At 32.4% G+C, this 26,839-nt stretch carries 25 protein-coding genes; 17 read left to right on the forward strand and 8 right to left on the reverse strand.

Annotated elements, in window-relative coordinates:
• Positions 1–16 precede the first annotated feature (16 nt).
• A complete protein-coding gene (gene msbA / locus DKK79_RS04355) occupies positions 17–1,789 on the forward strand; it encodes a lipid A ABC transporter ATP-binding protein/permease MsbA (protein ID WP_181415242.1) in 1,773 nt (590 codons plus the stop codon).
• Between the two features lie 38 nt (positions 1,790–1,827).
• Here msbA and DKK79_RS04360 read toward each other — a convergent pair whose 3' ends face one another.
• Together DKK79_RS04360 and DKK79_RS04365 are read right to left on the reverse strand one after the other, a co-directional pair.
• Entirely contained in the window at positions 1,828–2,895 is a 1,068-nt protein-coding gene (locus tag DKK79_RS04360) for a glycosyltransferase family 2 protein (protein WP_110422994.1), read from the reverse strand.
• An 18-nt stretch (positions 2,896–2,913) separates the two neighbouring features.
• The gene (locus DKK79_RS04365; protein WP_110422995.1) at positions 2,914–3,891 is read right to left on the reverse strand and encodes a glycosyltransferase family 8 protein; all 978 of its coding nucleotides are present in this window, start codon (positions 3,889–3,891) and stop codon (positions 2,914–2,916) included.
• A 193-nt stretch (positions 3,892–4,084) separates the two neighbouring features.
• Here DKK79_RS04365 and DKK79_RS04370 point away from each other — a divergent pair, with 193 nt between their 5' ends.
• Positions 4,085–5,059 (forward strand): glycosyltransferase family 8 protein, encoded by a 975-nt coding sequence (locus tag DKK79_RS04370; protein WP_110422996.1) that lies wholly within the window; start codon positions 4,085–4,087, stop codon positions 5,057–5,059.
• 44 nt (positions 5,060–5,103) lie between these two features.
• Here the strand turns inward: DKK79_RS04370 and DKK79_RS04375 are convergent, their stop codons facing one another.
• Together DKK79_RS04375 and DKK79_RS04380 are read right to left on the reverse strand one after the other, a co-directional pair.
• Positions 5,104–6,669 (reverse strand): phosphoethanolamine transferase, encoded by a 1,566-nt coding sequence (locus tag DKK79_RS04375; protein ID WP_110422997.1) that lies wholly within the window; start codon positions 6,667–6,669, stop codon positions 5,104–5,106.
• Between the two features lie 69 nt (positions 6,670–6,738).
• Positions 6,739–7,683, reverse strand: a complete 945-nt coding sequence (locus DKK79_RS04380; protein ID WP_110422998.1) for a glycosyltransferase family 8 protein — start codon at positions 7,681–7,683, stop codon at positions 6,739–6,741.
• Between the two features lie 153 nt (positions 7,684–7,836).
• Between DKK79_RS04380 and DKK79_RS04385 the strand changes: the two genes are divergently transcribed.
• The 4 genes from DKK79_RS04385 to tsaB all read left to right on the forward strand — a co-directional run bounded on the left by DKK79_RS04385 (position 7,837) and on the right by tsaB (position 12,699).
• Positions 7,837–8,817 carry a glycosyltransferase family 8 protein gene (locus DKK79_RS04385; RefSeq protein ID WP_110422999.1) on the forward strand — a complete coding sequence of 327 codons (981 nt, stop codon included), beginning with the start codon at positions 7,837–7,839 and terminating at the stop codon, positions 8,815–8,817.
• An 11-nt stretch (positions 8,818–8,828) separates the two neighbouring features.
• On the forward strand, positions 8,829–9,803 hold the full coding sequence (locus tag DKK79_RS04390) for a glycosyltransferase family 8 protein (protein ID WP_110423000.1): 975 nt from the start codon (positions 8,829–8,831) through the stop codon (positions 9,801–9,803).
• A 290-nt stretch (positions 9,804–10,093) separates the two neighbouring features.
• Positions 10,094–12,022 (forward strand): ATP-dependent DNA helicase, encoded by a 1,929-nt coding sequence (locus tag DKK79_RS04395; protein ID WP_110423001.1) that lies wholly within the window; start codon positions 10,094–10,096, stop codon positions 12,020–12,022.
• Positions 12,019–12,699 (forward strand): tRNA (adenosine(37)-N6)-threonylcarbamoyltransferase complex dimerization subunit type 1 TsaB, encoded by a 681-nt coding sequence (tsaB, locus tag DKK79_RS04400; protein WP_110423002.1) that lies wholly within the window; start codon positions 12,019–12,021, stop codon positions 12,697–12,699. Before DKK79_RS04395 ends, tsaB begins: the two co-directional genes overlap by 4 nt.
• A gap of 50 nt (positions 12,700–12,749) precedes the next feature.
• On the opposite strand, the gene DKK79_RS04405 is transcribed toward tsaB, so the two are convergent.
• Positions 12,750–13,016 carry a GrxA family glutaredoxin gene (locus tag DKK79_RS04405; protein ID WP_034882950.1) on the reverse strand — a complete coding sequence of 89 codons (267 nt, stop codon included), beginning with the start codon at positions 13,014–13,016 and terminating at the stop codon, positions 12,750–12,752.
• 280 nt (positions 13,017–13,296) lie between these two features.
• Here DKK79_RS04405 and DKK79_RS04410 point away from each other — a divergent pair, with 280 nt between their 5' ends.
• From DKK79_RS04410 to DKK79_RS04425, 4 genes are all read left to right on the forward strand, one after another.
• Complete coding sequence (locus DKK79_RS04410; protein WP_181415228.1) at positions 13,297–13,989, forward strand: DUF2884 family protein; 693 nt, start codon at positions 13,297–13,299, stop codon at positions 13,987–13,989.
• A gap of 69 nt (positions 13,990–14,058) precedes the next feature.
• Entirely contained in the window at positions 14,059–14,910 is an 852-nt protein-coding gene (gene folD / locus DKK79_RS04415) for a bifunctional methylenetetrahydrofolate dehydrogenase/methenyltetrahydrofolate cyclohydrolase FolD (RefSeq protein ID WP_110423004.1), read from the forward strand.
• A gap of 67 nt (positions 14,911–14,977) precedes the next feature.
• Positions 14,978–15,469 (forward strand): peptidylprolyl isomerase B, encoded by a 492-nt coding sequence (gene ppiB, locus DKK79_RS04420; RefSeq protein ID WP_110423005.1) that lies wholly within the window; start codon positions 14,978–14,980, stop codon positions 15,467–15,469.
• Entirely contained in the window at positions 15,462–16,214 is a 753-nt protein-coding gene (locus tag DKK79_RS04425) for a UDP-2,3-diacylglucosamine diphosphatase (protein ID WP_110423006.1), read from the forward strand. Before ppiB ends, DKK79_RS04425 begins: the two co-directional genes overlap by 8 nt.
• Here DKK79_RS04425 and modC read toward each other — a convergent pair.
• Genes modC through modA form a run of 3 tightly spaced genes read right to left on the reverse strand, consistent with a single transcriptional unit; the run spans position 16,193 to position 18,333 of the window.
• Entirely contained in the window at positions 16,193–16,873 is a 681-nt protein-coding gene (gene modC / locus DKK79_RS04430; RefSeq protein WP_110423007.1) for a molybdenum ABC transporter ATP-binding protein, read from the reverse strand. The two genes, DKK79_RS04425 and modC, sit on opposite strands and share 22 nt — an antisense overlap.
• Positions 16,873–17,568: a molybdate ABC transporter permease subunit gene (gene modB, locus DKK79_RS04435; protein WP_110423008.1), complete on the reverse strand. Its 696-nt coding sequence runs from the start codon at positions 17,566–17,568 to the stop codon at positions 16,873–16,875. Before modB ends, modC begins: the two co-directional genes overlap by 1 nt.
• Before the next feature lie 12 nt (positions 17,569–17,580).
• Positions 17,581–18,333: a molybdate ABC transporter substrate-binding protein gene (gene modA / locus DKK79_RS04440; RefSeq protein ID WP_110423009.1), complete on the reverse strand. Its 753-nt coding sequence runs from the start codon at positions 18,331–18,333 to the stop codon at positions 17,581–17,583.
• 198 nt (positions 18,334–18,531) lie between these two features.
• Between modA and DKK79_RS04445 the strand changes: the two genes are divergently transcribed.
• The 7 genes from DKK79_RS04445 to dgt all read left to right on the forward strand — a co-directional run bounded on the left by DKK79_RS04445 (position 18,532) and on the right by dgt (position 26,790).
• On the forward strand, positions 18,532–19,308 hold the full coding sequence (locus tag DKK79_RS04445; protein ID WP_110423010.1) for a TOBE domain-containing protein: 777 nt from the start codon (positions 18,532–18,534) through the stop codon (positions 19,306–19,308).
• 18 nt (positions 19,309–19,326) lie between these two features.
• Positions 19,327–20,787, forward strand: coding sequence for a molybdate ABC transporter ATP-binding protein ModF (gene modF, locus DKK79_RS04450; RefSeq protein ID WP_034882959.1), 1,461 nt, complete (start codon positions 19,327–19,329; stop codon positions 20,785–20,787).
• Between the two features lie 396 nt (positions 20,788–21,183).
• Entirely contained in the window at positions 21,184–23,187 is a 2,004-nt protein-coding gene (uvrB, locus tag DKK79_RS04455; protein ID WP_034882960.1) for an excinuclease ABC subunit UvrB, read from the forward strand.
• Between the two features lie 25 nt (positions 23,188–23,212).
• Positions 23,213–23,563, forward strand: a complete 351-nt coding sequence (locus tag DKK79_RS04460) for a RidA family protein (RefSeq protein ID WP_034882961.1) — start codon at positions 23,213–23,215, stop codon at positions 23,561–23,563.
• A 157-nt stretch (positions 23,564–23,720) separates the two neighbouring features.
• Complete coding sequence (gene purE, locus DKK79_RS04465; protein WP_034882962.1) at positions 23,721–24,221, forward strand: 5-(carboxyamino)imidazole ribonucleotide mutase; 501 nt, start codon at positions 23,721–23,723, stop codon at positions 24,219–24,221.
• A 7-nt stretch (positions 24,222–24,228) separates the two neighbouring features.
• Positions 24,229–25,287, forward strand: a complete 1,059-nt coding sequence (gene purK / locus DKK79_RS04470) for a 5-(carboxyamino)imidazole ribonucleotide synthase (protein WP_110423305.1) — start codon at positions 24,229–24,231, stop codon at positions 25,285–25,287.
• Positions 25,288–25,311: 24 nt separating this feature from the next.
• Positions 25,312–26,790 carry a dGTPase gene (gene dgt / locus DKK79_RS04475; RefSeq protein ID WP_110423011.1) on the forward strand — a complete coding sequence of 493 codons (1,479 nt, stop codon included), beginning with the start codon at positions 25,312–25,314 and terminating at the stop codon, positions 26,788–26,790.
• Positions 26,791–26,839: the final 49 nt, after the last annotated feature.

Here is a 26,839-nt window from a genome sequence, read left to right on the forward strand (position 1 = left end):
ATAGATAATGAACAGTATGAATCGACAAAATAATCAGAAGTATATTAATGATATAGATAAAGATTATTCTACATGGAAAACCTTTTTAAAATTATGTCCATTAATTATGGAACATAAGTTGGTCTTATCTTTTTCCATTATTTTATTGATTGCTAGCGCATTTGCTGACACCTCATTAATCGCCTTATTACGACCATTATTAGATCGTGGTTTTTCAATGAATGACCAAAATTTTTTATTAATGGCGCCTTTTTATATTTTTGGGCTAGTATTATTGCGTGGAATTGCAAACTATGGTTATTCTGTATTATTATCACTAATTTCCGGAAAGATTGTGATGAAAATTCGACAAAGGTTATTTAGTCATTTTGTTGAAGCTCCGGTTAGCTATTATGATCAAAATTCAACTGGTCGATTATTGTCTCGTATTACTTATGACACTGATCAGGTTGCAGCATCCTCGTCAGACGCATTAATAACAATAATCCGCGAAACAGCTTTTATTTGTGGTCTATTCTACACAATGTTTTACAATAGTTGGCAATTATCTTTGTCTTTGATTATCATTACTCCGATAGTAATAGCTCTTATATCATTTATATCAATAAGATTTCGTCGCTTAGCCAAAAATATGCAAAATTCAATGGGGAATGTGACGATGTCGGTTGAACAGATGTTAAAAGGGCATAGAGAAATAATTGTATTTGGAGCTCAAGAAGAAGAAGTTAAAAATTTTGAAAAAGTGAGTAACAAATTTCGCCGAGATAGCATGCGATTAGTCTCTATTTCCGCTTTATCAACGCCTATTGTTCAAGTTGTCATTTCTTTTGCAATTGCTTTTGTACTATTAACTGCTAGTAATCCAGATTTGAATATCACACCAGGTGAATTTACTGTCGTCTTCTCTTCTTTGGTAGCTTTGATGCAACCCATAAAAAGTTTAACAAGTGTTAATGCAGGATTTCAAAAAGGCATGGCAGCTTGTCAAACACTGTTTTCTATACTTGAACAACCTATTGAAAAGGATAATGGTAGTTTAAATGTGAATAGAGTTAAAGGAGATATTATTTTTAAGAATGTTTCATTTAAATATGAAACTCGGGATGATTTAGCATTAAATAATATTAGTTTTACTGTACCTGCAGGCAAAACCGTCGCTTTAGTTGGGAGATCAGGATCTGGAAAAACAACAATTGCAAATTTATTAACGCGTTTTTATGAAATTACAGATGGTGAAATCTCTATAGATGGAGTTGATATTTGTGAATATACATTATTTTGTTTGAGAAACCAAATTGGCTTAGTTTCCCAAAACGTACATTTGTTTAATGATACTATTGCAAACAATATAGCATATGGAAAAATTGGTGAGTTTTCTCAAGAGCAAATAGAGGAAGCAGCAAAAAAAGCAAACGCTTATGATTTTATAAAACAATTTGATAAAGGTTTCGATACAGTAGTTGGTGAAAATGGGGTTTTATTATCAGGAGGTCAACGTCAACGTATAGCTATTGCTCGAGCGCTTTTAAGAGATAATCCGATTCTTATTTTAGATGAAGCCACTTCAGCATTAGATACTGAGTCTGAAAAGACAATACAGAAAGCGTTAGATGAATTACAAAAAGGAAGAACTTCTTTAGTTATAGCTCATCGATTATCTACTATTGAAAATGCTGATAAAATATTAGTGATAGGTGATGGAACTATTATCGAACAAGGTACTCATACCGAATTATTAAATAAAGATGGTGCATATACAAAATTGTATAAAAGTAATTTTAATGAATAATGGTTTACTAATTTTTAATCATAACTCTAAATAGGTTTTTAGAATTTATTTAGGGATGAGTAGTATTTGTAGTCTTTTTCAATATTCATATAAGGATATTTTTTGGTTATAGCGCATTTTAGTAATATTTTTTTTGCAGTGAATGTGCAAGGATTTTTCTTTACAAATTTTAAAATGTAGAAAATATTTCTTATAGGATTACATTTTTTACTATTGTAGACTCGTATCATTAGTTTAAGTAAACCGAGTTCTTTTATAATTTCATTTTTAATTTGTTTTTGAAATGTTTTATCAGATCTCAACAGTGATTCTAAGTAAGTGATATTCATAGCACAGATATAATTGCGTTTTGCATTATCTGATAATTGTAAGGTGTTAATTTCTGTTATACAGTGTTCTAAAACTCTTTTCAAAGTTTTCAAATTAGAATCATCAATGTATTGTTCAGATAATGAAGAAGCACGTACACGGTGAAAATAAGAATTTTTATTTATATAATAATTAGTTAATTTTGCTTTCGAGATAATGGATAGTGAGACGCTGTGGTCTTCGTGGTTTTTCTCGATAAATTTTTCAGTAAATAATTTTCGGTGGAAAATAAATCGCCATACAACGCCAGAATAATTTCTCCTTTCTAATAAATGATTTAATAAATCTACGCCTGAAATGAAGTTTTTTGTTTTACTATTTTCAAGATTGGTCATACAAGATATCATTTCTCCATCTTTAAAAGACGTATAATCAAAGTAAAACAAATCTAATTGAGGTATAAGTTTTAGATAATATCTAAATTCTTTGAGTAAATTATGATTTATAATGTCATCAGAATCAATGAATAGAATGTAGTCTCCAGACGAACATTCAACTCCTTTATTTCGGGCTTGACTGACACCGAGATTTGGTTGTTTAATTATTTTGATATTACTAAATTTTGATTGATATTGCTCTAATATTAGTAAGGTATTATCAGTAGAACCATCATCGATACATATAATTTCTAGAGGATAAGTATCATCTTTTGTAACTGAAATCAAACAATCTTCAATATAATCTTCAACGTTATAACAAGGTATAATAATAGTAAGACGCACAGTTTTATTTATCATAAAATTTTAAATAGATAATTATTTTTTAAGAAATAACTTAAATTTTAAATAAATACTAAAGTAATAAATAGATTTAAAATAAGCTTTTTGTTTAAATAAATATTTAGCATAATTTCTTATAGATGAGCTATTACCACTTAAAGGTAATTGATCGTCTTTCCATGGAGACAAATTAAAATAATTATTAAAAATTTCAGAAAGATAAACTTTATACCACGGCTTATTTTGTGAAATATAATGTAAAATAACAGTATAAGGTCTGATTTCTTTTTCCTGATGAGCATCGACTGAAATTTTTATCTTAGTATTAAACTTTATTGGAAGTAACAGTGTTTTATTTTCCAGTAAAATATTTAAAACATCTTGATCGGCAAACTTATAAATATTTCCATCATTAATCATAGTTAATGCCTTTTCGGAAATCTTTTCTTCACACCATTTAGTAGTATTTATTAGTAATACGCCTGCATTAAAATATCTTGTTGAATCAATATCATACATTTCACTAATAGTTTGTTGCATATCTTCGCTATCACTTATAACTCCTGCAATATAATTTTCAATATCGTATTCCGCTAATTTGGCTAATGATTTTAAACAAATTATATCGCTATCAAGATATATTAATTTATCAGTTACTGAAACAAGGAGTTTTGGCATAATAAAGCGTATGCAGGTTGATGCTGTCGGAATATGCAAAACTAACGTTTTGGGATTGATGACAAAATTGTTATTTAAAAAATACAGCGTAATTGATACATTCGGATAATTGAACTTTTTAAACTTTTCAAGGTTTACATGTGACACATTATCGATAAATAAATGAAAATGTAGGTTGCAATTTGGTGTATTTTGAATAACTGATAATATTGCTACACCAGCTGGCATTGCATAATTATTGTCAAATCCTAAAGCAATATTAAGAGTTGGAAAATGCGGCTCAAGATTAGTACTTATAGGTTCAATTTGATCAATAAAGTTATTTATGTTAAACATTTAATCCGTTCTAATTTAAGTTATGGTTAATAATCTATTATGTTAATTATATATTCGTTTGTTAACAAAATATAGGTAAAAGCTTTATATAAATAAAAAAATGAAGATTTAATAACTTTTGACAGATTAAATAAATTTACACTTTTATAGTATTTATTTAGAATAATAAAAATTTTAAAAAGTGAAGTAATAAATGTTTAATTTCAATAAATACATAAGTAAAGTTGAAGAGTTTACTCAAAATAGCAGTAAAGAAATATTGCATATTGCATTTGCATTTGATGATAATTATGCAATGCCAGCAGGGGTAACTATAACTTCTATAATTGAAAATAATAGCAATTTAAATTTTTGTTTTCATCTATTAGTTGATAATGTATCTTTGGTTAATATAACTAAATTTAAAAAACTTATTAGAAACAACGTTAGTATTAAAATATATTATTTAAATGATAACTTTGACATTAACCCGAATACATTGGTATTAGGTTATTTATCTGTGGTTTCTTGTGCGCGTTTTATTCTTCCGGCTTTATTACATTCTCAGACTAAAAAATTTTTATATCTTGATAGTGACATTCTTTGCTTGAAATCTATTTCCGAACTATATAACACAGATATATCTAATTATGTTGCTGGAGTTATTCCTGACGATAAACCGATGCAAAATGAAGTAAGAAATTTATATTCTATTGATGTTGAAAAATATTTTAATTCGGGAGTTTTATTAATTAACACTGATGAGTGGATGAAAAATGATTTAACCAACAAATGTATAAACAAGGTAAACGATGGCAATGTCTATCGTTTTGCAGATCAGGATGTTTTGAATATATTATTAGAAAACCAAACAATCCTTTTACCTATTAAATATAATACTAAAATTCACATAAGTATTTCTTGTGAAGAAGAACAATTAATTGCGCCTTATACTGTGTTATTACATTACGTAACAGGCTATAAACCATGGTATCAAACATTTGATTCTAAGTTATTTAGAAAATTTTATGATTTATCTCCTTGGAAAAATACCAAACGACCGAAAGCATTAAAAAAATCATGGTTAAGACATTATGCCAAATATTGTTTAAAAAGAGGTCGAGTGTTTACAGCTGTTAAATTTTACTATTTTTATCTATTTAATAAACTAGTAAAAAACAGCAATTAAAATTATATAACTTAAATTATATAATTTTAATTGTTAGACATTGATCAGTTTTGATATTGGTTTATGATTGTCTGATACTCATAAGATTGTCCATCGACAGACAATATTAAATCATTGTTTATAAAAGATGGATCTATTTTTATTGAATAGCCTAACAGATTACTTAATAAGTAAACTAGGTTTGAGGTATTTATCATTCCTTGTGAGTTTCGGTACTTTTCAATCTCTTCACAAGGAAAATTATCGTATGATGAATAAATCATTAAAGGAATTTCAAATTGGTTACTAAAATTTTCCGATCTCCTCAGAAGTCCATGCCCTAAATTGACGATTTCTCCATGATCTGGAGTATATATCAAGATGAAGTTATCTAGTTTTTCTCGTAAAATAGAATAAATTTGTTTAATAACTCGATCGGTGTGATGTATAGTTAAATCATAATCATTGGCATGAGGCAATGCCTGTAAATCAAATTTATCATATCCCAAATTATATGGTTTATGACTTCCCGCAAGATGAACAACAATAAAGTTCTTTTCATTTTTTTCAAAATTAGTTTTAACTAATTGATTCGCAAGTTCTAAATCATCATTAAGATCTTCAACAAAATTGTTGCTTAATTTTGCTATGATAGAGTATTTACTGCTATGTGGCCCTGATTCTCCATTTTTAGAAATCCATGAAGAATTATAATTTTGGATATTAGCCATTTCAACTATATTTTTTTCTTCAAGTAGTGGTTTTTCATCATTTGGTTTTGCAAATGAAAATAGCATGGGAATTGCATCGCGAGTTATTGATGAAGGAGAATGCACTTCGTTTAAAACACAACTATTATTTTGAGTAAAAATCTTTTTCATCTCAGGTGTCGTGTCAACATTATAACCATAGAGACTATGTCGTGCACGATAGGCCGATTCTCCCAATATAAAAATAATATGCTTATATTTATTATTAGTAATAATATTATTTGAATCAAGAATTGATGCATTAAATTTTTCATGTTCAATAACATTTGTGTATTTCTCTGTAAAACCTAAGTAACTAATAAGCATTATTGTTGAATTACCTATTATTATAGGATATTTAACTCGTACAGATTTATTTAAAGAAAAAAAAGGATCAACATTAAATTCAACAATATGGCGTTTATCAGCTAAATAGTAGTAAACTGTATTTTTGAATAAGAAAAAACTAGTAATAATAATGATTATCCAATATAAAATGCTATTTTTAAAAGAAATTTTAATTCTGTTGTATATAAAATAAGTGTAAATCAAAGAAAAAAGAATTGAAGGTAATATAATAGGTAGAAAATCGTTGATTATCATTGTAATGCTTTGATTTTTATCATTTTCTAATGCGGTTCTTAAAAGTGATTCAGAAATGTAACCGTATTTTAAATTAAAGAATAATTCTAATCCTAAAATAAAGTTTATTATTATGAATATTGAGAGCCTTAACCATTTTAAATTTGGTAACATCACTAATAAAAGTAAATAGAATAAGAGTGTATAACTAATATTAGTTAGATTATTGATGTTTATTATATAATATGAGATGAATATAATAGCGAAATATATAAAAATCAGTATATTTTGTTTCTTCATAAAATAATTATTTTAGTTTTTTAGTTGTAGCATTATAAAAAGTTACGATATTAAAATTTCTTATTTAATCTATTTTTTAACTAAGTAAGTTAAATAATATTTAATACATTTTAGAAATTTTCTTTTTCTGAAAAAATCTTTTGCATATACCCTATAATCAACTGGTCTCATTTTGCTTTGGTAAGATTTCAATAGTACAGCGCTCCAAGGTGTAAAATGTTTATAAAAAATGTATAAATCTTGGGCTAAACCTTTATGTTCTGCGTACCATATTTTTCTTGGACCTGTAAAATGCACAAAATAAGGTAACGATTTTTTATGATGAAAAAAAGATTCTTTTTCTTTTTCATTCATCCAAGTAAATAAATAATTCCATTTAACATCAATGAACACAACAGTTTCTTGCAAAACTATGTTCAAAGCATCTTGGTCTGGATAGATTAAATTATAATTCTCTAGTGATAATAATATTTGGTTGGCTTTGTTTTCTGTGTCAAATTTTTTCCAATTCTGGGTGTTAATATATAAAAAACCAGAATTAAAGTATTTTTTATTTCCTAACGATAAACGATTTGCATTTGCTAAAAGATTATCATCATTTAAAGAATCAGCTGTTACCGCACAAACTACCGAATCAATATTGATATTTAAAACAGGAGAAATATCGCCAAAGCATAAAATATCAGCATCTAAATAAATAAACTTATCAATATAATCAGGTAATAATCTTGGAACAGATAAGCGAATATACATTGAACGATTGATATGTTTTACTTTATCATTCTTAATGTCAATGTATTTATTTAGTTCATCAATTGGAATTGAATAAAGCGTAATTGCGGAGTTAATTTCTTTTAGCTTGTTTTTCTCTTCATCTGAAACATCATACAAAAAAATATGAAAATGAATATTATTATTTTTATTATTGAGTATGATCGATGTAATAGAAACACCAACATGTTCTAGATAATTGGAATCTGTACAATATACAATATTAATAATACTATTATTCATTTCAAACACTCATTAACACAATGTTTTAAATATATCATGGCTAATTATGTATTACAAAATAGTTAAATAAAAATGAAATTGATAGTTAATTTTTTTATAATAATTAGTTATGCTACAATAAATTAAATTTCAAATGCTTGGTATTACTAGAACATGTTAACAGAAAATCTTTTTATTAGTAAGATTACCACTTTATTTAGTCATATTATTGAATCACAAGAAACATTGCATATTGCATTCTGTTTTGATGATAATTATGCAATGCCAGCGGGTATTGCTATGTCATCAGTTATTATTAATAACCCCGATAAAAATCTGTTTTTTCATTTATTTGCTAATAAAGTATCTAATAAAAAAATTGAAAATTTTAATAAACTTAGTCAGAAGAATACCTCGATAATTTGTTATGAAGTGAGTGATGATTTCTCGATAAATCCTGATACTTTAGTACTGCATGTTTCGGCATCAACATGTTTACGTTTTATTGTGCCACAACTGCTAAATAAAGTAGCTTCAAGAGTGTTGTATTTAGATTGTGATATCCTTTGTACAAATAAACTGGATGATTTAATAAATAAAGATTTAACTGACAAATATGCGGCTGTAGTTGCCGATGTAGATAAGACTCAAGAAAAACAATGCCCAGCTTGCAATATTCCATACGGTGAATACTTTAATGCAGGAATGATTTATATTAATACTGATATGTGGGTAGCTAATAACTTAACAGAAAAAGCTTTCGCAATGATTAATAGCGGCAAAGTTTACAAATTTGCTGATCAAGACGTTTTGAATATACTAATGCAAGGTAAAACTCTTTTTCTTCCTAAAAATTATAATCAACTCACCTCACTCTCCGTTGGTGGTAATGAAGATAACTTATTAAGTGATGATACTGTTATAATTCATTATGTTACCGGCAATAAACCATGGTATCAGCTATATCTAACACCACTTTATCAACGTTATATTGCTTCTTCGCCATGGGCCAATCAAAAATTATTATTAGCTAACGAAAATGCGCCTTCAACTACAAGACGTTATGCAAAATTGTTAGTAAGTCAAAAAAAATATTTTTCGGCGTTCAAATATTATTTACTTTATCTCAAGCATAAAGCTTTTAAAAAGCGATAAGGATGTAAATCGTGATTCAAGTTGATAGATTTGTTAATAAAAGGAATGAATTACTGTCACATAATTTTGACAATGATCAATCTGTCATACATATTTTATTATGTTTTGATGATAATTATGCGTTATCAGCAGGTATAAATATTTTCTCTGTTTTTGAAAATAATGCTGTAAGGCCAATTCATTTTCATCTATTTACCCATAATCTTTCTGATGAGAATAGACGTAAATTTGGAGAAATTAAATTCAATAATATATCAATAACTGAATATGTTATTAATGATCAGTTCAAAGTCGATGAGCAAAATACCGAACAGTTTCCGCTTTCAGCTTGTGTGCGCCTAATAGCACCAATGATACTAAAGAATACCACTGATAAGTTACTTTATGTTGATAGTGATACTTTATGTACGAATAGCTTATCCGATATTGATAATATCGATCTTACAGGCATTTTACTTGCAGCTGTTGCTGACGAACCATACATGCAAAAATCTCAATGTACCAAATATAGCGTTATTGAAGGAACTTATTTTAATTCTGGTGTTATGCTCATTAACATTCCACTTTGGTGCGAACATGAAATTACAGATAAAACGTTGAAACTATTAAATGGTGGTGAAAAATATCAATATCCGGATCAAGATGTTTTAAATATTTGTGTCGGTGAAAAAAGGCTAATATTACCAAGAAAATTTAATAATTTATTGGCATTATCAATTAATGGTAATGAAGATGCGAAAATTCCCGATGAAACAGTCTTTATTCATTACATAACTAAGAATAAACCTTGGCATGAACCTTATCGATCTATATTATTTGATTCTTATTTAGAAAAATCACCATGGCGAAATGATTGTTTACCATTATATAGTCCTAAAAAGACCTCTTCAATTCGCGCTTATTCAAAACTGATGTTTAAACAAAAAAAATATCTAGCTGGGATAAAACACTATCTTATTTATTTAAAAACTAAATTGAAAAAGTAATAATGGGTAAATAATTCTATTTTTTATGCGCTTATTTAGATTGTAGATTTAAGAAAATTAATCAGTTTCTAACTAAGCTTTTTCTTTATAGTGATTATTCTTGTCTATATTTTTGCTTCAGTTATTGCTATATTATAAATCGTTATTTTGATGGTTAATTGTTCAATTTCAGGATAATAATTTCATTTCAAATAGATAATTGTTTTTTTCTAACGTTAGCTTATTTATTAAATAAATTTTCCAGTGTGGATAGACAAATTAGATTTATCTTTTAATTAGGTGCATTTTAAGTGATTGATGATTTTGCAGAAAATGGTTTGCTTGCGACGGCTATAGATGGTTTTGTTGCACGAGAACCACAAAGGCGTATGGCAAATAAAGTCACTGAAGCAATCAACGCCCAACATTCGCTGGTAGTGGAAGCGGGAACGGGAACAGGTAAAACCTTTGCATATTTGGTTCCTGCATTACGTAGTGATAAAAAAGTAATTATCTCGACGGGTTCTAAAAATTTACAAGAACAGTTGTATAGTAAAGACTTACCCATTATCAAAAAAGCGCTGGACTATACGGGTAAAATTTCACTTCTCAAAGGGCGAGCCAATTATCTTTGTTTAGAGCGTATGTATCACCAATATGCGACAGCAGGAGATTTAGATAAGAGTTTACGTACAGATTTAGTTCGGGTAAAAAACTGGTCAATCAAAACTAAAGATGGTGATATCAGTAAATGTACTACGGTGACTGAAGACAATCCAATTTGGCCAATCTTAACCAGTACTAACGATAATTGTTTAGGCAGTGATTGTGAGCATTATAATGATTGTTATGTGGTTAAAGCCCGTAAACGGGCGTTAAATGCGGATATTGTGGTGGTTAATCATCATCTATTTTTGGCTGATGTAGTGGTTAAAGATACCGGATTTGGCGAGCTAATTCCTAAAGCTAATGTAATGATATTTGATGAAGCTCATCAACTTCCCGATCTTGCCTGTCACTATTTTGGCGAGCAGTTAACGAGTCGACAACTATTTGACTTAGCTAAAGAGATAAATTTGGCTTATCGAACCGAAGTTAAAGATATGTCTCAGTTACAGCAGTGCGCTGATAAACTGCAAAAATGTACTCAAGATTTGCGAATATTAATCAGTCAGCAGAATAACAAAGGTAATCTTCGTTTTCTATTTAATCAATCCAGTATTAAACAAGAATTATCTTATCTGTTTGATGCTCTTGATTTTTGTAAAGAAGTTTTATTGTTAGCCATAGGTCGATCTACCACATTAGATAATTGTTATGACCGGGTTAATCAGTACCAGCAATTGTTAAAAAAGTTGACAGAAACTCATGTACCTGGTTATAGCTATTGGTATGAAAGCACCTATAGTTCTTTTCTCTTTGCATTAACACCATTATCGGTAACGGAAAAATTTGAAGAATTATTAACCCAGCGAGAAGGTAGCTGGATATTTACCTCAGCAACATTATCAGTCGATAATCAATTAGATTATTTTACTAAACGTTTAGGGCTAACCAACGCTGAATCCTTAATTTTAGAAAGCCCATTTGACTATATCAATCAGACGATTTTGTGTGTACCGCGCTATCTACCATCACCAAATGAACGAGGCAATGCAGAAAAACTCGTTGATATTTTATTACCGGTTATTGAGGCTAATAATGGTCGTTGTTTTTTTCTTTGTACATCTTATGCAATGATGAATGCATTAGCTGAAAAATTTCGATTGCTTACCAAATTACCGGTGTTGGTTCAAGGTGAAACTAGCAAAACAAAACTTCTTGAACAATTTATTGAAAGCGGTAATGCACTATTAATCGCAACCAGTAGTTTTTGGGAAGGGATTGATGTTAGGGGCGATACTTTATCTTGTGTTATTATAGATAAGTTACCGTTTACCTCACCGGATGATCCTTTAATGAAAGCACGCATGGAGGATTGCCAAATGCAAGGTGGTGATGCCTTTAATGAAGTGCAATTACCTGAAGCTGTTATTACCTTAAAACAGGGGGTGGGGCGATTGATCCGTCATCATAACGATCGTGGAGCGATTATAATTTGTGATAATCGATTAGTGATGCGCCCTTATGGCGCAACGTTTATTAATAGTTTACCGCCATCACCAAGAACCCGAGATGTTAACAAGGTAATCGATTTTTTATTATCTAACAATGAACCTGATAATTTGGAAAACAAATGAGTACTATTTTAGCCATTGATACTTCAACAGAAGCTTGTTCCGTAGCATTATTTTATCGAAATGAAATCACCCACGATTTCATGATTTCGGCGCGAGATCATACTAAAAAGATCTTACCAATGGTTGATAATATTTTAAATCAATCAGGCTGTACCCTTTCACAACTTGATGCTATTGCTTTTGCGCAAGGTCCTGGTAGTTTTACTGGCGTGAGAATTGGTATAGGGGTTGCTCAAGGATTAGCATTGGGCATTGATAAACCGATGATAGGTGTGTCAACCTTGATGACTTTGGCGCAAGGATGTTATAGAACAACTGGATCAACGAAAGTTATTCCGGCGATAGATGCTAGAATGGGTGAGGTCTATTTAGGTCAATATCAATATCAAAATCAAGAGTGGCAAGCGATTATTGCTGAATGTGTTATCAAACCTGAATATGTGAAATCAAAAATTCAGTATATTGATAATAACTATTATTTGGCTGGTACCGGGTGGCAAACTTATCCTAATATGTTACCAGAGATTAAGCAAAGTGAAGTATGGTTACCAGAAGCGCAAGATTTAGTTGTCATCGCCCATAAGAAATGGTTGAAAAATGACGTTGTTAAAGTTGAAGATGTTGAACCAACTTATTTACGTAATGAAGTGACTTGGCAAAAATTACCGGGTCGTTAAGATCAGATAAACCACCGAGGTGGTCTATCTGTATTTATTATGCAGAATATTTATCCTTGAAATAATCCCAAATTAGCTTTGGCATAGGCTTCAAAATCAGTGCAACCACCAATTGGTTTTTCATCGATAAAAATTTGTGGTACGGTTTCGACCGGTTTACCAACACTTTTTGAAAGATCTTCTTTGGTAATACCTTCAGCGTTGATATCAACATAACGATAAGAAAAATCATCGCGTTCTTGAGATAACTTTTCAGCAAGCTCTTTAGCTCGCACACAATATGGACATCCTTGACGTCCGAAAATTACAGCATACATATATCACCTCGAATAAGTTAAATTTGCTTGATGGATTTACTATACTTTAGTTTGAAATAAAAAAAAGTAGTTAAACCTAGTTAATATAATAGATTATATCTATTGATACTTTACTTGCATAGCGAGTTAGGTATGCGTTTTAATCAATTGAATAATTAATCGAATATTTTATCGATTTTTATCTAAAAAGTTGAGGATGGTTTTTTTTAACTTTTAAATTTAGTGCTAATTTGATATTACTCGCTATAATTTTAATTTCAATCATTAAATGGATGTCAGCATGCTAAAAAAAATACTATTTCTTTTTTTATTAACATTATCAATAACAGCGTTTGCCGCTAAAAAAGAGTGCCCAGTCAAACCAAGTTACGATATTGTGATAAATAAAAATAACATCCATATCGTTAATCAATCAAATGATTTATCCATCATGAGTGATGAGCAAGTGGTATTAAATGCAAAAACAGTATTAGTGAATAAGTCGTTACGTAAAAAACTTAATGAGTTTCAGAAAAGTCTACGTTTACAACTACCACAACTAGAACAACAATCATTAAATTTATTGTTAGAAGTAAAAGTTGCTTTTGATCAAGCAATAACCAGAAAATTGAGTGATGATCGTGAACTACATAGTGAATTAAATAAACTTTATAAACGGTTAGTTAAATTATTGCATCGTTCAATTAATACAGAAAATGGCACTACAACGTTTTACTATCAAAACTTTAATAATATAAAAAAAGATGGGGAGGATATTGGTGAACGCATTTTTTATAACGTAGTTGGGGGGAGTATTGTAGAATTTAACTTTTTTAAAAACTTCGGTGCTATCAAAGATATTTCAAAAAATGAATGGAAAACTCAAAAACCAAAACTTAAGGCATTTGATGCGCATATCTGTTCGGTAATTACTGATGTAGATCAACAATATCAACAGATTTTGACAGAACTTCACCAATCAATCGACAAGTGAATAGACAACAATAAAAACTTTTGCGAGAATACCTCATTCACAATGAATAGGTAAAAGAAGTAATCGCTTATGACTGCAAAAATAATTGATGGTAAAGCGTTAGCACAACAAATACGTAACGAAATTGCCAAAAAGGTAGCATCACGTACTGAACAAGGTTTATCGGTTCCTGGATTAGCTGTTATACAAGTCGGCTCAGATCCGGCCTCAAAAATTTATGTTAAAAATAAGCAGAAAGCTTGTGATGATGTGGGATTTGCTTCTTTTGCTTATGATTATCCTTCCTCAACTACAGAGGAACTATTAGCGTTAATTGATGAATTGAATCAACGTGCTGACGTGCATGGTATCTTAGTTCAGCTTCCCCTACCGGATAATATTGATAAGACAAAAGTGCTAGAACGTATCGATCCGCGTAAAGATGTTGATGGCTTTCATCCTTATAACATTGGCCACTTGTTACAACGCGATCCAATTTTACGCCCATGTACACCTTATGGTGTGGTTAAAATGTTAGAATCAACAGGTATTAATTTATCCGGCTTGAATGCCACTGTTGTTGGTGCATCGAGTATTGTTGGTCGACCAATGGCATTAGAATTACTGCTATTAGGCTGTACTACGACAATAACTCATAGCCGAACTGTTGATTTAGAAAAACATGTTCGTAATGCTGATATTGTTGTTGCTGGTGTTGGGATTCCTAATTACGTTAAAGGGGAATGGATAAAACCCGGTGCCATCGTGATTGATGTTGGTATAAACCGTTTACCTGATGGCAAACTCGTTGGTGATGTTGAATTCGACGTTGCTAGCCAATATGCAGGCTGGATCACCCCTGTTCCCGGTGGTGTAGGCCCAATGACCGTTGCAATGTTAATGAGCAATACATTAGAAGCATGTGAAAGATTTAGTGAGTAAGCCATTATTAAAAGGCTTATTTTTTTCAAATTTTATGTATTAATAAAATGAAAATAAGGGACATTTTATGATTATATTTCATACTTCTTTAGGTGATATTAAGATTAATACTTTTGATGACAAAGCTCCAGAAACAGTCAAAAACTTTATTGAATATTGCCAAGAAGGTTTTTATGACAATACCATTTTTCACCGAGTGATCGACAATTTTATGATCCAAGGTGGTGGATTCGAACCGGGTATGAACCAGAAAAAAACTAAAGCTCCAATTAAAAATGAGGCTGATAATGGTTTAAAAAATAGTCGTGGTACTTTAGCTATGGCGCGTACAACCGATCCACATTCTGCGACTGCTCAATTTTTTATCAATGTTGTGGACAATGATTATTTAAATTATCGTTCTTCTGATATCAATGGCTTTGGTTACTGTGTGTTTGCTGAAGTGGTAGATGGTATGGATGTGGTTGATAAGATCAAAGCAGTCAAAACTGGACGTAACGGGATGCATTCTGATGTGCCTGTCGAAGACGTTCTTGTTAAGAGTGTGACGGTTGAATAATCCTGTTCGTTTTTTTATTGCCGATATTCATCTCGGTGAAAATGAGCCTGCTGCACATCACTTTGATATTACAGCAGGCTTTTTGTCTTTCCTTGAACAACTACCTAATCAATGTGAACTCTATATTCTAGGCGATTTGTTTGATTATTGGGTAGGTGATGATGTTCGTTCAACACTACACAATCAAATTTCAGACGCTTTAAATGCGTTATCCTCAAGGCAAATTAAAAAGTTTTTTGTTCACGGTAATCGTGATTTTCTGATTGGCAAGCAGTACGCTAAGCGGTGTGATATGACGCTATTAGGGGATATAAATTGTTTAGCAAATCAGAATAAAAACATTGTTTTTTTACATGGTGATCTGCTTTGTATTGATGATCCTCAATATCAAAAATTTCGAAAAATCATGCATAAAAAGTGGTTACAAAGGTTATTTTTATTAATGCCACTGTTTATTCGCTTAAAAATCGCTAGCAAATTACGAAAAGAAAGTAATCAGCATAATCAAATAAAATCTGAAACTATCATGGATGTAAATCAACAAGCAGTGATTGATATGATGATTGAGCATAATGCCAATGTTATGGTTCATGGGCATACCCATAAACCGGCTACCCATCATCTTATCATTAATGATGAATCAGTAACCAGATTGGTACTTGGTGCTTGGCATGATGGTGTTAGTTATATAAAACAAGAAGCGAATAGTGCTACGTTAAAGCTCTATAACCACTCTTTTAAATAATTACTTTGTAATATTTGCTCGGTCGAGCCATAGTCGATTAATTTTCCCTGCTCCAATACGGCTACATGTTGTGCGATACGTTTTACCTCATTGATATTATGAGTGACATAGATAATAGGTATATTTAAATCACTGACAAGTTTATCAATATAACTTAACAACTCTTTTTTACGAGGCATATCTAAAGCTGATAAAGGTTCATCCATCAGTAATAATTGCGGATTAGTTAATAAAGCTCGACCAATGGCAACCCGCTGTTTTTCACCACCTGAGAGCATCGCAGGATAACGATTAAGGAGGGAGCCGATATTAAGCACCGTTACAATCTCATCAAATCTTTCAGAATTTAGCGATTTTGCCCCATAGGTTAGGTTTTTAATCACCCTATAATGTGGAAAGAGGAGCGCATCTTGAAAAACCGTACCAATTTGTCTTTTTTCTGGGGCGATACAAACATGTTTTTCGGTATTTACTAACGTTTCCTGATTTAGATTGATATAACCAATATCAGGTTTAATCAAACCATTAATAAGATTAATGAGTGTTGATTTTCCTGAACCAGAAACCCCAAGGATAGCCGTTACACCTTGGCAATTAATTTCATGCTTAAACTCAAAAACAAACGAAGCGAGTTTTTTGCTTACATTAATATTTAACATTATTTCGATCCTGTTAATTTCTTTTTGTGCCAGCGATTTAACATTTCTGAAAGGAATAAGGCGACTAACGATAAAATAATCGAAACAATACAAAGTCGTAATGCAGCTGACTCGCCGTCTGGGATCTGTAATAGGGTATACATCGCTAACGGTAAAGTACGCGTTTCACCTTGAATATTTGATACAAAGGTAATTGTGGCGCCAAATTCACCTAAGCAACGAGCAAAGCCGAGTACGATTCCCATTAAAATACCCGGAAAAGCTAACGGTAAAGTGATTGTCATAAAGACCCGAAATGGCTTAGCACCAAGGGTTCGAGCTACGTTTTCTAGCCGGCAATCAATGGACTCAATTGCTAATCGGATCGATCGCACCATAAGGGGAAAGGCAACCACCGCAGAAGCTAACGCGGCACCTTGCCAATTGAAGCTAAAACTTAAATGAAAGCACTTATCTAACCATTCACCAATAAAACCATGGCGTCCCATGGTTAAAAGTAATAGATAACCTAAAACCACAGGAGGCAATACTAAAGGAAGATGAACAATACTATCAAAGAGTGATTTGCCAATAAATTGACATCTCGCTAAAATCCAAGCGGTCAAAATTCCTACTGGAAGACTGAAGATAATTGCTGCACCGGCTATTTTTAAGCTTAGCAGCAATGTTTGCCATTCAAACTCAGTTAATATCATCTTATTTAAATACTAGTCAGTTATGAATCCATATTTTTGAAAAATAGTTTTGGCTTTTTCTGAATTTAAATATTGATAAAATTCTGTTGCATCAGCTTTGAGTAATGTAATTGGATATTCAATAGATTTAAATGTATCAGCTGGAAAGCTACCAATAATTTTCACTTTATCACTTACTTTCGCATCAGTGCTGTAAACAATACCTAAGGCTGCTTCATTGCGTTCGACTAACATTAATGCATCTCGAACATTGCTTGCTGGTGCCATTTGCGGTAATAATTTATCAAATACCCCTAAATTGGTTAAAGACTCTTTAGCATAAAGGCCTGCTGGAACATGGTCAGGGTCACCAATCGCTAATCTTTCCCCTTTGGGTAAAATAGCTTGCCAATTGGTATTGGCATTGATTACCACGTTTTCTAATTTAGATTGTTTAGGGGCAATTAATACCAAACCGTTTTTTAACAAATTTTGTTTATCCGTTGCGACTTTGTGTTCAATAAGGTAATCCATCCACTTTTGATCCGCTGACATAAAAATATCAGCAGGCGCACCTTGTTCAATTTGTTTGGCTAATACAGAAGATGAAGCAAACGAGAAAACGATTTCACAATCTTGATGTTCTGTTTGGTAGGAAGTTGCAATCTCCTGCATTGCATTAGTCAGTGATGCTGCTGCAAATACTGTGATTTTTTGACTAGCAGATGTTGATAAACTAACAAATAAAGTGGCTAAAGATAATAATACTCCAATGATTTTTTTCATTTTACTCCTCACAATCGTTATGTAATTTAATATATAGCGATGCTATCAAACTTTATTTATAAAGTACAATTAAAGTTTGCAGATTACACTGCTTTTAATCAATTTTGCTGAGTACATTTTTTGAAGGAAAAGAAAAAAGCGTCTACAATAGAATGACTTTTCTACTAAAAGTAGCTTTTTTAATTAAGGCATAACATAATGCTGTCACCTGACATATTATTAACTTTGAATATCAATCAGCAATTATTTACTGATCCAAGACGAATTGATTTATTAAGAGCAATAGAACAGAGTGGTTCACTTAGTCAAGCGGCAAAGCAAATAGGGATTAGTTATAAAACAGCTTGGGATGCGATAAATGAAATCAACCAGTTAGCACCTAAACCTTTTTTAATTACCGCAACCGGGGGTAAAAATGGTGGAGGTACAAAACTCAGTGCTTATGCGGTAAGGTTCATTCAGCTTTATGACCTATTAACCCAATTACAATATAAAGCCTTTAATATTCTAAATGATGACAATATACTGCTTGATGATATTTTAAAAATAACAGCTAAATTATCCTTACAAACTAGTGCTCGCAATCAAATCTATGGTAGTGTCTCAAGCATTGAAGCAACTCATATTGCTGGTTTGGTAAAAGTAAAATTGAATGATAATCAAACCGAATTAAAAGCGTATATTACACAGCAAAGTATTAAACGTTTAAAACTGAACATTGATAAAACGGTTCTGTTACTGATTAAAGCGCCATTAATAGAATTGAATAACTTAAATGAGAATCAGTTAATAGTTAAAGTGGAAAAAATAGTCATTGATGGTCAATTATCTGAAATTTCATTTTCATTACCGTCTGGAATAATGCTTTATGCAAGTAAAGCAACTAATGAGGTTAATCAACTAAAACTAATTGAAGGTCAACAAACGACTATATCCATTCATCCCCAGCACATCATAGTTGCTACATTAGTCTAGCTGTTTGAGGTATTATTTATGTTACAAATTAAAAATGCAGTATTCAAGATAAGTGATTTCCGTGTATTTACTATTGAATCATTAACCATTAATGATGGTGATATTGTTGCTTTTGTGGGACGAAATGGAGCGGGTAAATCGGTATTAGCTAAAGCATTAGCTGGTGATCAACCGTTATTGTCAGGTGAAGTAATTAATCAATTTAAATCAATAGCCCATATTTCATTTGAACATCTACAAAAAATAATAGACGATGAATGGAAACGTAATAATACCGATATGCTTAGTGACAACGAAGATGATACCGGACTAACAACTGCTGAAATCATCCAGGAAACGCATCAAGACGCAGAACTTTGTAGACACTTAGCGCAGCAATTTGGTATTGAACATCTCTTAGAGCGCCGTTTTAAATATCTCTCAACTGGCGAAACTCGAAAGACATTGATCTGCCGTACCTTGATGAGTCAACCGGATCTATTAATATTAGATGAACCTTTTGATGGTTTAGATGTGGCATCTCGAGCTAATTTAGCTGAAAAACTAAGCCAATTATCTGCACAAACTATTACGATTATAATGGTATTAAATCGTTTTAATGAAATTCCAACATTTGTAAAAAATATTGGTTTACTGGCTAATTGTCAACTATTGAAATTTGGACCTAAAGACACCATATTAGATGACGTAGCCATCAAGCAACTGGCAAATTTAGAACAATTATCAAACTTTACTTTACCCGAACCGGATGAAACTCCCATTCAACTACCCGATACGTTGGACCGCATTATTTTAAATAATGGTTATGTTCAATATGATAGTAAAGCAATTATTAATGGACTAAATTGGTTAGTAAAAGCGAATGAAAATTGGCAAATAGTTGGGCCAAATGGGGCGGGCAAATCGACATTGTTGAGTCTAATAACGGGTGATCATCCTCAGGGATATAGTAACGATTTAACACTGTTTGGGCGTAAAAGAGGATCTGGTGAAACCATATGGGACATTAAACGCCATATTGGTTACGTCAGTAGTAGTTTACATCTTGATTATCGCGTTAGCTTGAGTGTAGAAAATGTATTGATATCAGGTTACTTTGATTCAATTGGCGTCTACCAAGCGATTAGTGATAAGCAGTCAAAATTAGTTAAGCAGTGGTTGCAATTACTAGATTTAACCGATTTAGCCGAAAAACCTTTTCACTCATTATCGTGGGGTCAACAGCGATTAATACTGATTGCTAGGGCGTTAGTTAAACATCCAACTTTACTTATCTTAGATGAACCGTTACAAGGACTGGATCAGCTAAACAGAGAATTGGTTAAAAGTTGGATAGATAATTTAATTGATAAAGGTGATACGCAATTGTTGTTTGTTTCACATCATGCAGAAGATGCGCCAAAATGCATCACTCATCGATTAACATTTGTGCCTAATGAGACTGTTGGCTATCAATATAAAATAGAGAGTATTAAATAAAGTATTAGATAAAAACTATTAAAACATGATTTAAAAATAGGAATAATCGATATAAAAACTTTTTTCTAGCGGCTATTTATTAGCCTAAAACTTCAAAAAAGTTTATATTGATTACACTTAGCAAGTTATCCCCGTTGCCTGTGGATAAGTCTGTGAATAGTTAATTGAAAAGTGAGCTAACTTCAATGCCTATCAGGTTTTTATTTAATTTGGTTACAAGTTAAGCATGAATATAATAATATATATTTATCAATATGTTATCATAAATCAAGGTTCTTTTTTTTACATATCTTTACATACTTTTAACTTAACTGAACAAAAAATATAACATTTTTGAAGGTCAAGTGTTTTTGGGGATAATTTTTATTAATAGGTAAAATTTTAGGTTGCGATGTAATGAGAAAATTTAAACTATGTTCTGATTTTAAACCGGCTGGAGATCAACCAGCAGCGATTGAACGTATTAATCAAAATCTTGATGATGGAATTGCACATCAAACATTATTAGGCGTGACAGGATCCGGTAAAACTTTTACTATGGCTAATGTTATTGCTAAGCATAATCGCCCAACCATAATTTTAGCGCCAAATAAAACTTTGGCCGCGCAATTATATGGTGAGATGAAAGCCTTTTTCCCTGACAATGCGGTGGAATATTTTGTTTCGTATTATGATTATTATCAGCCAGAATCTTATGTGCCTTCAACTGATACCTTTATAGAGAAAGATGCATCGATTAACGAACACATTGAGCAAATGCGACTGTCGGCAACTAAATCGTTATTAGAGCGTCGTGATGTTGTCATTGTTGCCTCGGTATCAGCTATTTATGGGTTGGGTGCACCAGAAACCTACATGTCAATGATATTACATTTGGCAAGAGGTACTATTACTGATCAACGGGCAATCTTACAGCGTTTAGCCGAATTACAATATACTCGTAATGAGATTGGCTTTAGTCGTGGTACTTTTCGAGTTCGTGGTGATGTTATTGATATTTTCCCTGCTGATTCTGATGAACATGCTGTGCGTGTTGAACTTTTTGATGATGAAGTTGAAAGGATTGTTATATTTGATCCGTTAACAGGTAATGCAATTAATGAAGTACCACGGATTACCATTTATCCCAAAACACACTATGTCACACCAAGAAATATCATGGATAATGCGATTGTCGAAATTAAGCAAGAGCTCCAAGAGCGCCAAAGAGTTTTATTGGACAATAATCGTCTTTTAGAAGAGCAACGATTAACACAACGAACCCTATTTGATATAGAGATGATGACTGAACTCGGCTATTGTTCAGGTATTGAGAACTATTCTCGTTATTTAGCACAACGTAAGGCTGGTGATCCACCAGCAACGTTATTTGATTATTTACCCGCTGATGGTTTATTGTTTATTGATGAATCACATGTGGCGATCCCTCAATTGGGGGCGATGTATAATGGCGACAGATCGCGAAAATTAAATCTTGTCGAGTATGGTTTTCGTTTACCATCAGCTTTAGATAATCGGCCATTAAAATTTGTTGAATTCGAAAATATTATGCCACAAACGATTTATGTTTCGGCAACCCCGGCTAAATATGAAATTGAAAAATCAAGTAGTGAAATCATTGAGCAAGTGGTAAGGCCAACAGGATTATTAGATCCAATCATTGAAGTTAGGCCGGTAGCAACTCAAGTTGATGATTTATTGTCTGAGATTAAATTACGCATAAATCAAGATGAACGCGTTTTAGTCACAACATTAACTAAACGTATGGCAGAAAATTTAACTGACTATTTATCTGAACATAATGTTAATGTTAAATATTTGCATTCCGATATCAACACTGTGGAACGAATGGAAATTATCCGTGATCTTCGTTTAGGTAAGATTGATGTATTAGTTGGTATTAACTTACTACGAGAAGGATTAGATATTCCTGAAGTATCATTAGTTGCGATTTTAGATGCTGACCGTGAAGGTTTTTTACGCTCCGAAAGTTCATTAATTCAAACTGTTGGCCGTGCCGCGCGTAACGTTAATGGAAAAGCAATATTGTATGCAGACAAAATTACTCCAGCCATGCAGCTCACTATTGATGAAACAGCAAGGCGTCGTAAAAAACAGGAAGATTTTAACCAAGCACATGGTATTATGCCGAAATCAGTGCGCAAAGAGATCAAAGATATTTTAGATGCAGGTTTAAGCACTAAAAAAGCCACAGCTAAAATTCAAGCGTTTGAACCAGGTGGTCAGTATAATTATGTTTCAATAAAAGAGGTTCAAGCTAGAGTCAAAGAGCTTGAAGCTATGATGTACGAAGCTGCTCAAAATCTGGAGTTTGAAAAAGCGGGGGTATTACGTGATGAGATTAAAAAATTACGTTCAGATTTTATAAAAGTATCTTAAATAAGAAGTTTTCAAGGAAAATAGAATGACAATAACTCGAATAGATCCGGCAGAAAGATGGTCAGAGGCGGTAATTCATAACAATGTAATTTACTACACTAGTGTACCCACTGATTTGAGCGATGATGCTTATCTACAAACAAAAAGTGCATTAGCCGAGATAGATCTGATCTTGGCAAGGGCAAATAGTGATAAAACTCGCATTTTGGATGCTACGCTATTTTTAGTAAACAAAAGTGATTTTACCGCCATGAACCAAGCATGGGACGAATGGGTCGCCAAAGGAAAAGCCCCAGTTCGTTGTACCGTTAATGCGGGGTTAATGAAACAAGAATATTTGATTGAAATCAAAATTGTTGCCGCTGTTAATCCATAATATCACTCATTCTAATCCGCCATGTTTTGGCGGATTTCATATGCTCTATTTAGCAATTTAACTTATTGATAATTAACCTTACTTCTTGCTAGCCCTATCATTTAATTTTAGTGTATACTTTGGGCACTTAATATTTTATCTCTCGCTTAAATTGTTTATGCAAACTCAACCTAAAATTGCCATTGTGATGGGTTCAAAAAGTGATTGGGCCACTATGCAGCACGCTGCCGATATCTTAGATAACTTAACCATCGCTTATCATGTCGAAATTGTTTCTGCACATCGAACACCAGATAAATTATTTGAATTTGCGCAAACTGCCAAATCACAAGGTTTCGATGTGATTATTGCCGGAGCAGGTGGCGCAGCCCATTTACCCGGAATGTTAGCCGCGAAAACGTTAGTACCGGTATTGGGTGTTCCAGTGCAAAGTGCAGCACTCAGTGGTGTGGATAGTCTTTATTCCATCGTGCAAATGCCGAAAGGTATTCCTGTCGGGACTTTAGCCATAGGTAAAGCTGGGGCCGCAAATGCCGCGTTATTAGCCGCACAAATTTTAGCATTGCATAATCAAGATATCTATCAACGTTTATCAAATTGGCGATTAAGTCAAACCGATGAAGTTTTAAATAATCCAGATCCGAGAGTCGACATCTAATATGACAATTCAATCAGTTTGTGTTTTAGGAAATGGCCAGTTAGGGCGTATGTTAAGACAGGCCGGTGAGCCTTTAGGTATTCATGTCTATCCGGTTGGTTTGGATGTTGTTCCAGCAACCATTCCTTACCAAAATTCAGTTATAACAGCCGAAATAGAACGTTGGCCGCAAACACCTTTCACCCAAATATTAGCTAGCCATCCGCATTTTGTTAATCGAGATGTATTTCCGATCATTGCCGATCGTTTAAGCCAAAAACAGCTTCTTGATCAACTTAATTTACCTACGGCTAAATGGTATTCGGTTAATGATGAGCATGAGTGGTCAAGTTTTTTTGAAAAGTTAGGTGATCTGTTAATCGTTAAACGTCGCATCGGTGGTTATGATGGACGAGGTCAATGGCGCCTTACTGTTGATGATCAGATTCCAGACGAGGCTTGTCAAAATACTATTGTTGAACAAGCTATTCCTTTTGAAAAAGAGCTATCACTGATTGGCGCTAGGAATGCCAATGGTGAGACAGTCTTTTATCCTTTGACAAATAATTTGCACCAAGATGGTATCTTAAAAATGAGTGTTGCCATTCCATGTGAAAATAATAGATTACAGACGAAGGCGGAGCAGATGCTTTCAAGCATAATGCATAAGCTTAATTATATAGGCGTCATGGCGATGGAATGTTTTGTTGTTGGTGATAACTTACTCATTAATGAATTAGCACCAAGAGTTCATAATAGTGGACATTGGACGCAAAATGGTGCCTCTATCAGCCAATTTGAATTGCATTTACGCGCTATCTTAGGTTTACCGCTACCTAAACCGGATGTCTTTTGTCCATCGGTAATGGTTAATTTAATTGGTACAGATTTCAATCTTAATTGGCTATCAGTTAATTTAGCCCATGTACACTGGTATGAAAAAGAAGTTAGAATAGGGCGTAAAGTTGGTCATATCAACTTAACTCATCAACATCGACCAGAATTGATTGAAGCATTAGGTAAATTATCTGCTTTGTTACCGACTGAATATAGTCAACCAATAACGTGGGCAATGCAGAAGTTATAGCTGATTAAATCAAGAGATTGCGATATGATCGATTTTAGTAAAAAAATTAATTATCAGCGCTACGCGAGTAAACAACGTGAAGCATTTGATGAATATTCTATTTTACGTTTTTTTGAAAGTGATCGTGGACGCATTCTTAATTCTGCTGCTATCAGGCGCTTACAGCAAAAAACCCAAGTATTTCCTTTAGAACGCAATTCCGTCGTTCGAACCCGACTTACTCACTCGATGGAAGTACAACAAGTTGGTCGCTATATTGTAAAAGAGATTGTCAATCGACTGAATAAATCAGGAAAATTAAAAACATTTGGCTTGGAAAATTCAGTCATGTCAATTGAAAGCCTCGTCGAAATGGCTTGTCTAATGCACGACATTGGTAATCCACCATTTGGTCATTTTGGTGAAGCGGCAATCAATCATTGGTTTGCTCTGCGTTTAGGCATTGACACCACATCAATTTACCCGGTGCTGAATATTAATGATGCTGATGATGATTCGACTAAATCTTTGAAATTAAAAATACGTCAAGATCTGGCTAATTTTGAAGGTAATGCACAAGCGATTCGTTTAGTCCATACTATCTTACGACTCAATTTAACCTACTCGCAGATTGCATCAATTTTTAAATATTCTAAACCAGCTTATTGGTCGGATCCTATACCTGATGAATTTAAATATTTAATGAAAAAGCCTGGATATTATCTATCCGAGGAATCTTTTGTTAAAACGATGTCAGAGCAATTAGATATTCAACCTTTCCACCGCTATCCGCTTACTTATATTATGGAAGCTGCCGATGATATTTCTTATTGTATTGCCGATCTTGAAGATGCAGTTGAAAAGAAAATTTTAACGGTGCAGCAGCTTTATCATTATCTAAAAGAAGCATGGGGACCAGTTAAAAAAGGTGATCTATTTGATGAAGTAGTCAATCGACCTTATGATAATTTGAAAAAAAATGAATTTGAAGCAATAGGTATCGACCAATTTTTTATGTATTTGCGTGTAAATACTATAAGTCATCTGGTACCTCATGCCGCAGAACGATTTATTGAAAATATTGAAGCAATCTATCATGGTTCTTTTAATCACGCGCTACTTGAAGATCATGATGCGGAATATAAATTACTTAACATCTTCAAAACAGTTGGATTTGAACATATTTTTAACCATGAGACTGTTGAAAATGTAGAACTTCAAGGTTACCGAATTATTACTGGATTATTGGATATTTATAGCCCACTTTTAAATATGCCTACTGACGATTTCATAAAATTAGTCAAAACCGATAATCACAAAAAATATCCTATCGAAACTCGACTGTACCATAAATTATCAGCAAAACATTGTGTGGCTTATCAACAAGCACTTGCTCAATTGGATGATCAACAATTCAATTGTTGGGAATTTTATTATCGTTGTCGTTTGATTCAAGATTACATTAGTGGCATGACTGACCATTTTGCTTATGATGAGTATCGCAAATTAATGGTAACATTTTGATTTTTCATGCCACTAGCACCAAAAATAAGCATAGGCACCATAATGGTGC

The organism is Gilliamella apicola (assembly GCF_003202915.1).
Classification (GTDB): Bacteria; Pseudomonadota; Gammaproteobacteria; order Enterobacterales; family Orbaceae; genus Gilliamella; species Gilliamella apicola_Q.

What these genes read in the sequence shown, in the direction of transcription:
- msbA (WP_181415242.1), top strand. Translation starts at nt 17, where the DNA reads ATGAATCGACAAAATAATCAGAAGTATATTAATGATATAGATAAAGAT.
- DKK79_RS04360 (WP_110422994.1), bottom strand. Translation starts at nt 2,895, where the DNA reads ATGATAAATAAAACTGTGCGTCTTACTATTATTATACCTTGTTATAAC.
- DKK79_RS04365 (WP_110422995.1), bottom strand. Translation starts at nt 3,891, where the DNA reads ATGTTTAACATAAATAACTTTATTGATCAAATTGAACCTATAAGTACT.
- DKK79_RS04370 (WP_110422996.1), top strand. Translation starts at nt 4,085, where the DNA reads ATGTTTAATTTCAATAAATACATAAGTAAAGTTGAAGAGTTTACTCAA.
- DKK79_RS04375 (WP_110422997.1), bottom strand. Translation starts at nt 6,669, where the DNA reads ATGAAGAAACAAAATATACTGATTTTTATATATTTCGCTATTATATTC.
- DKK79_RS04380 (WP_110422998.1), bottom strand. Translation starts at nt 7,683, where the DNA reads ATGAATAATAGTATTATTAATATTGTATATTGTACAGATTCCAATTAT.
- DKK79_RS04385 (WP_110422999.1), top strand. Translation starts at nt 7,837, where the DNA reads ATGTTAACAGAAAATCTTTTTATTAGTAAGATTACCACTTTATTTAGT.
- tsaB (WP_110423002.1), top strand. Translation starts at nt 12,019, where the DNA reads ATGAGTACTATTTTAGCCATTGATACTTCAACAGAAGCTTGTTCCGTA.
- DKK79_RS04405 (WP_034882950.1), bottom strand. Translation starts at nt 13,016, where the DNA reads ATGTATGCTGTAATTTTCGGACGTCAAGGATGTCCATATTGTGTGCGA.
- DKK79_RS04410 (WP_181415228.1), top strand. Translation starts at nt 13,297, where the DNA reads ATGCTAAAAAAAATACTATTTCTTTTTTTATTAACATTATCAATAACA.
- folD (WP_110423004.1), top strand. Translation starts at nt 14,059, where the DNA reads ATGACTGCAAAAATAATTGATGGTAAAGCGTTAGCACAACAAATACGT.
- ppiB (WP_110423005.1), top strand. Translation starts at nt 14,978, where the DNA reads ATGATTATATTTCATACTTCTTTAGGTGATATTAAGATTAATACTTTT.
- modC (WP_110423007.1), bottom strand. Translation starts at nt 16,873, where the DNA reads ATGTTAAATATTAATGTAAGCAAAAAACTCGCTTCGTTTGTTTTTGAG.
- modB (WP_110423008.1), bottom strand. Translation starts at nt 17,568, where the DNA reads ATGATATTAACTGAGTTTGAATGGCAAACATTGCTGCTAAGCTTAAAA.
- modA (WP_110423009.1), bottom strand. Translation starts at nt 18,333, where the DNA reads ATGAAAAAAATCATTGGAGTATTATTATCTTTAGCCACTTTATTTGTT.
- DKK79_RS04445 (WP_110423010.1), top strand. Translation starts at nt 18,532, where the DNA reads ATGCTGTCACCTGACATATTATTAACTTTGAATATCAATCAGCAATTA.
- modF (WP_034882959.1), top strand. Translation starts at nt 19,327, where the DNA reads ATGTTACAAATTAAAAATGCAGTATTCAAGATAAGTGATTTCCGTGTA.
- uvrB (WP_034882960.1), top strand. Translation starts at nt 21,184, where the DNA reads ATGAGAAAATTTAAACTATGTTCTGATTTTAAACCGGCTGGAGATCAA.
- DKK79_RS04460 (WP_034882961.1), top strand. Translation starts at nt 23,213, where the DNA reads ATGACAATAACTCGAATAGATCCGGCAGAAAGATGGTCAGAGGCGGTA.
- purE (WP_034882962.1), top strand. Translation starts at nt 23,721, where the DNA reads ATGCAAACTCAACCTAAAATTGCCATTGTGATGGGTTCAAAAAGTGAT.
- dgt (WP_110423011.1), top strand. Translation starts at nt 25,312, where the DNA reads ATGATCGATTTTAGTAAAAAAATTAATTATCAGCGCTACGCGAGTAAA.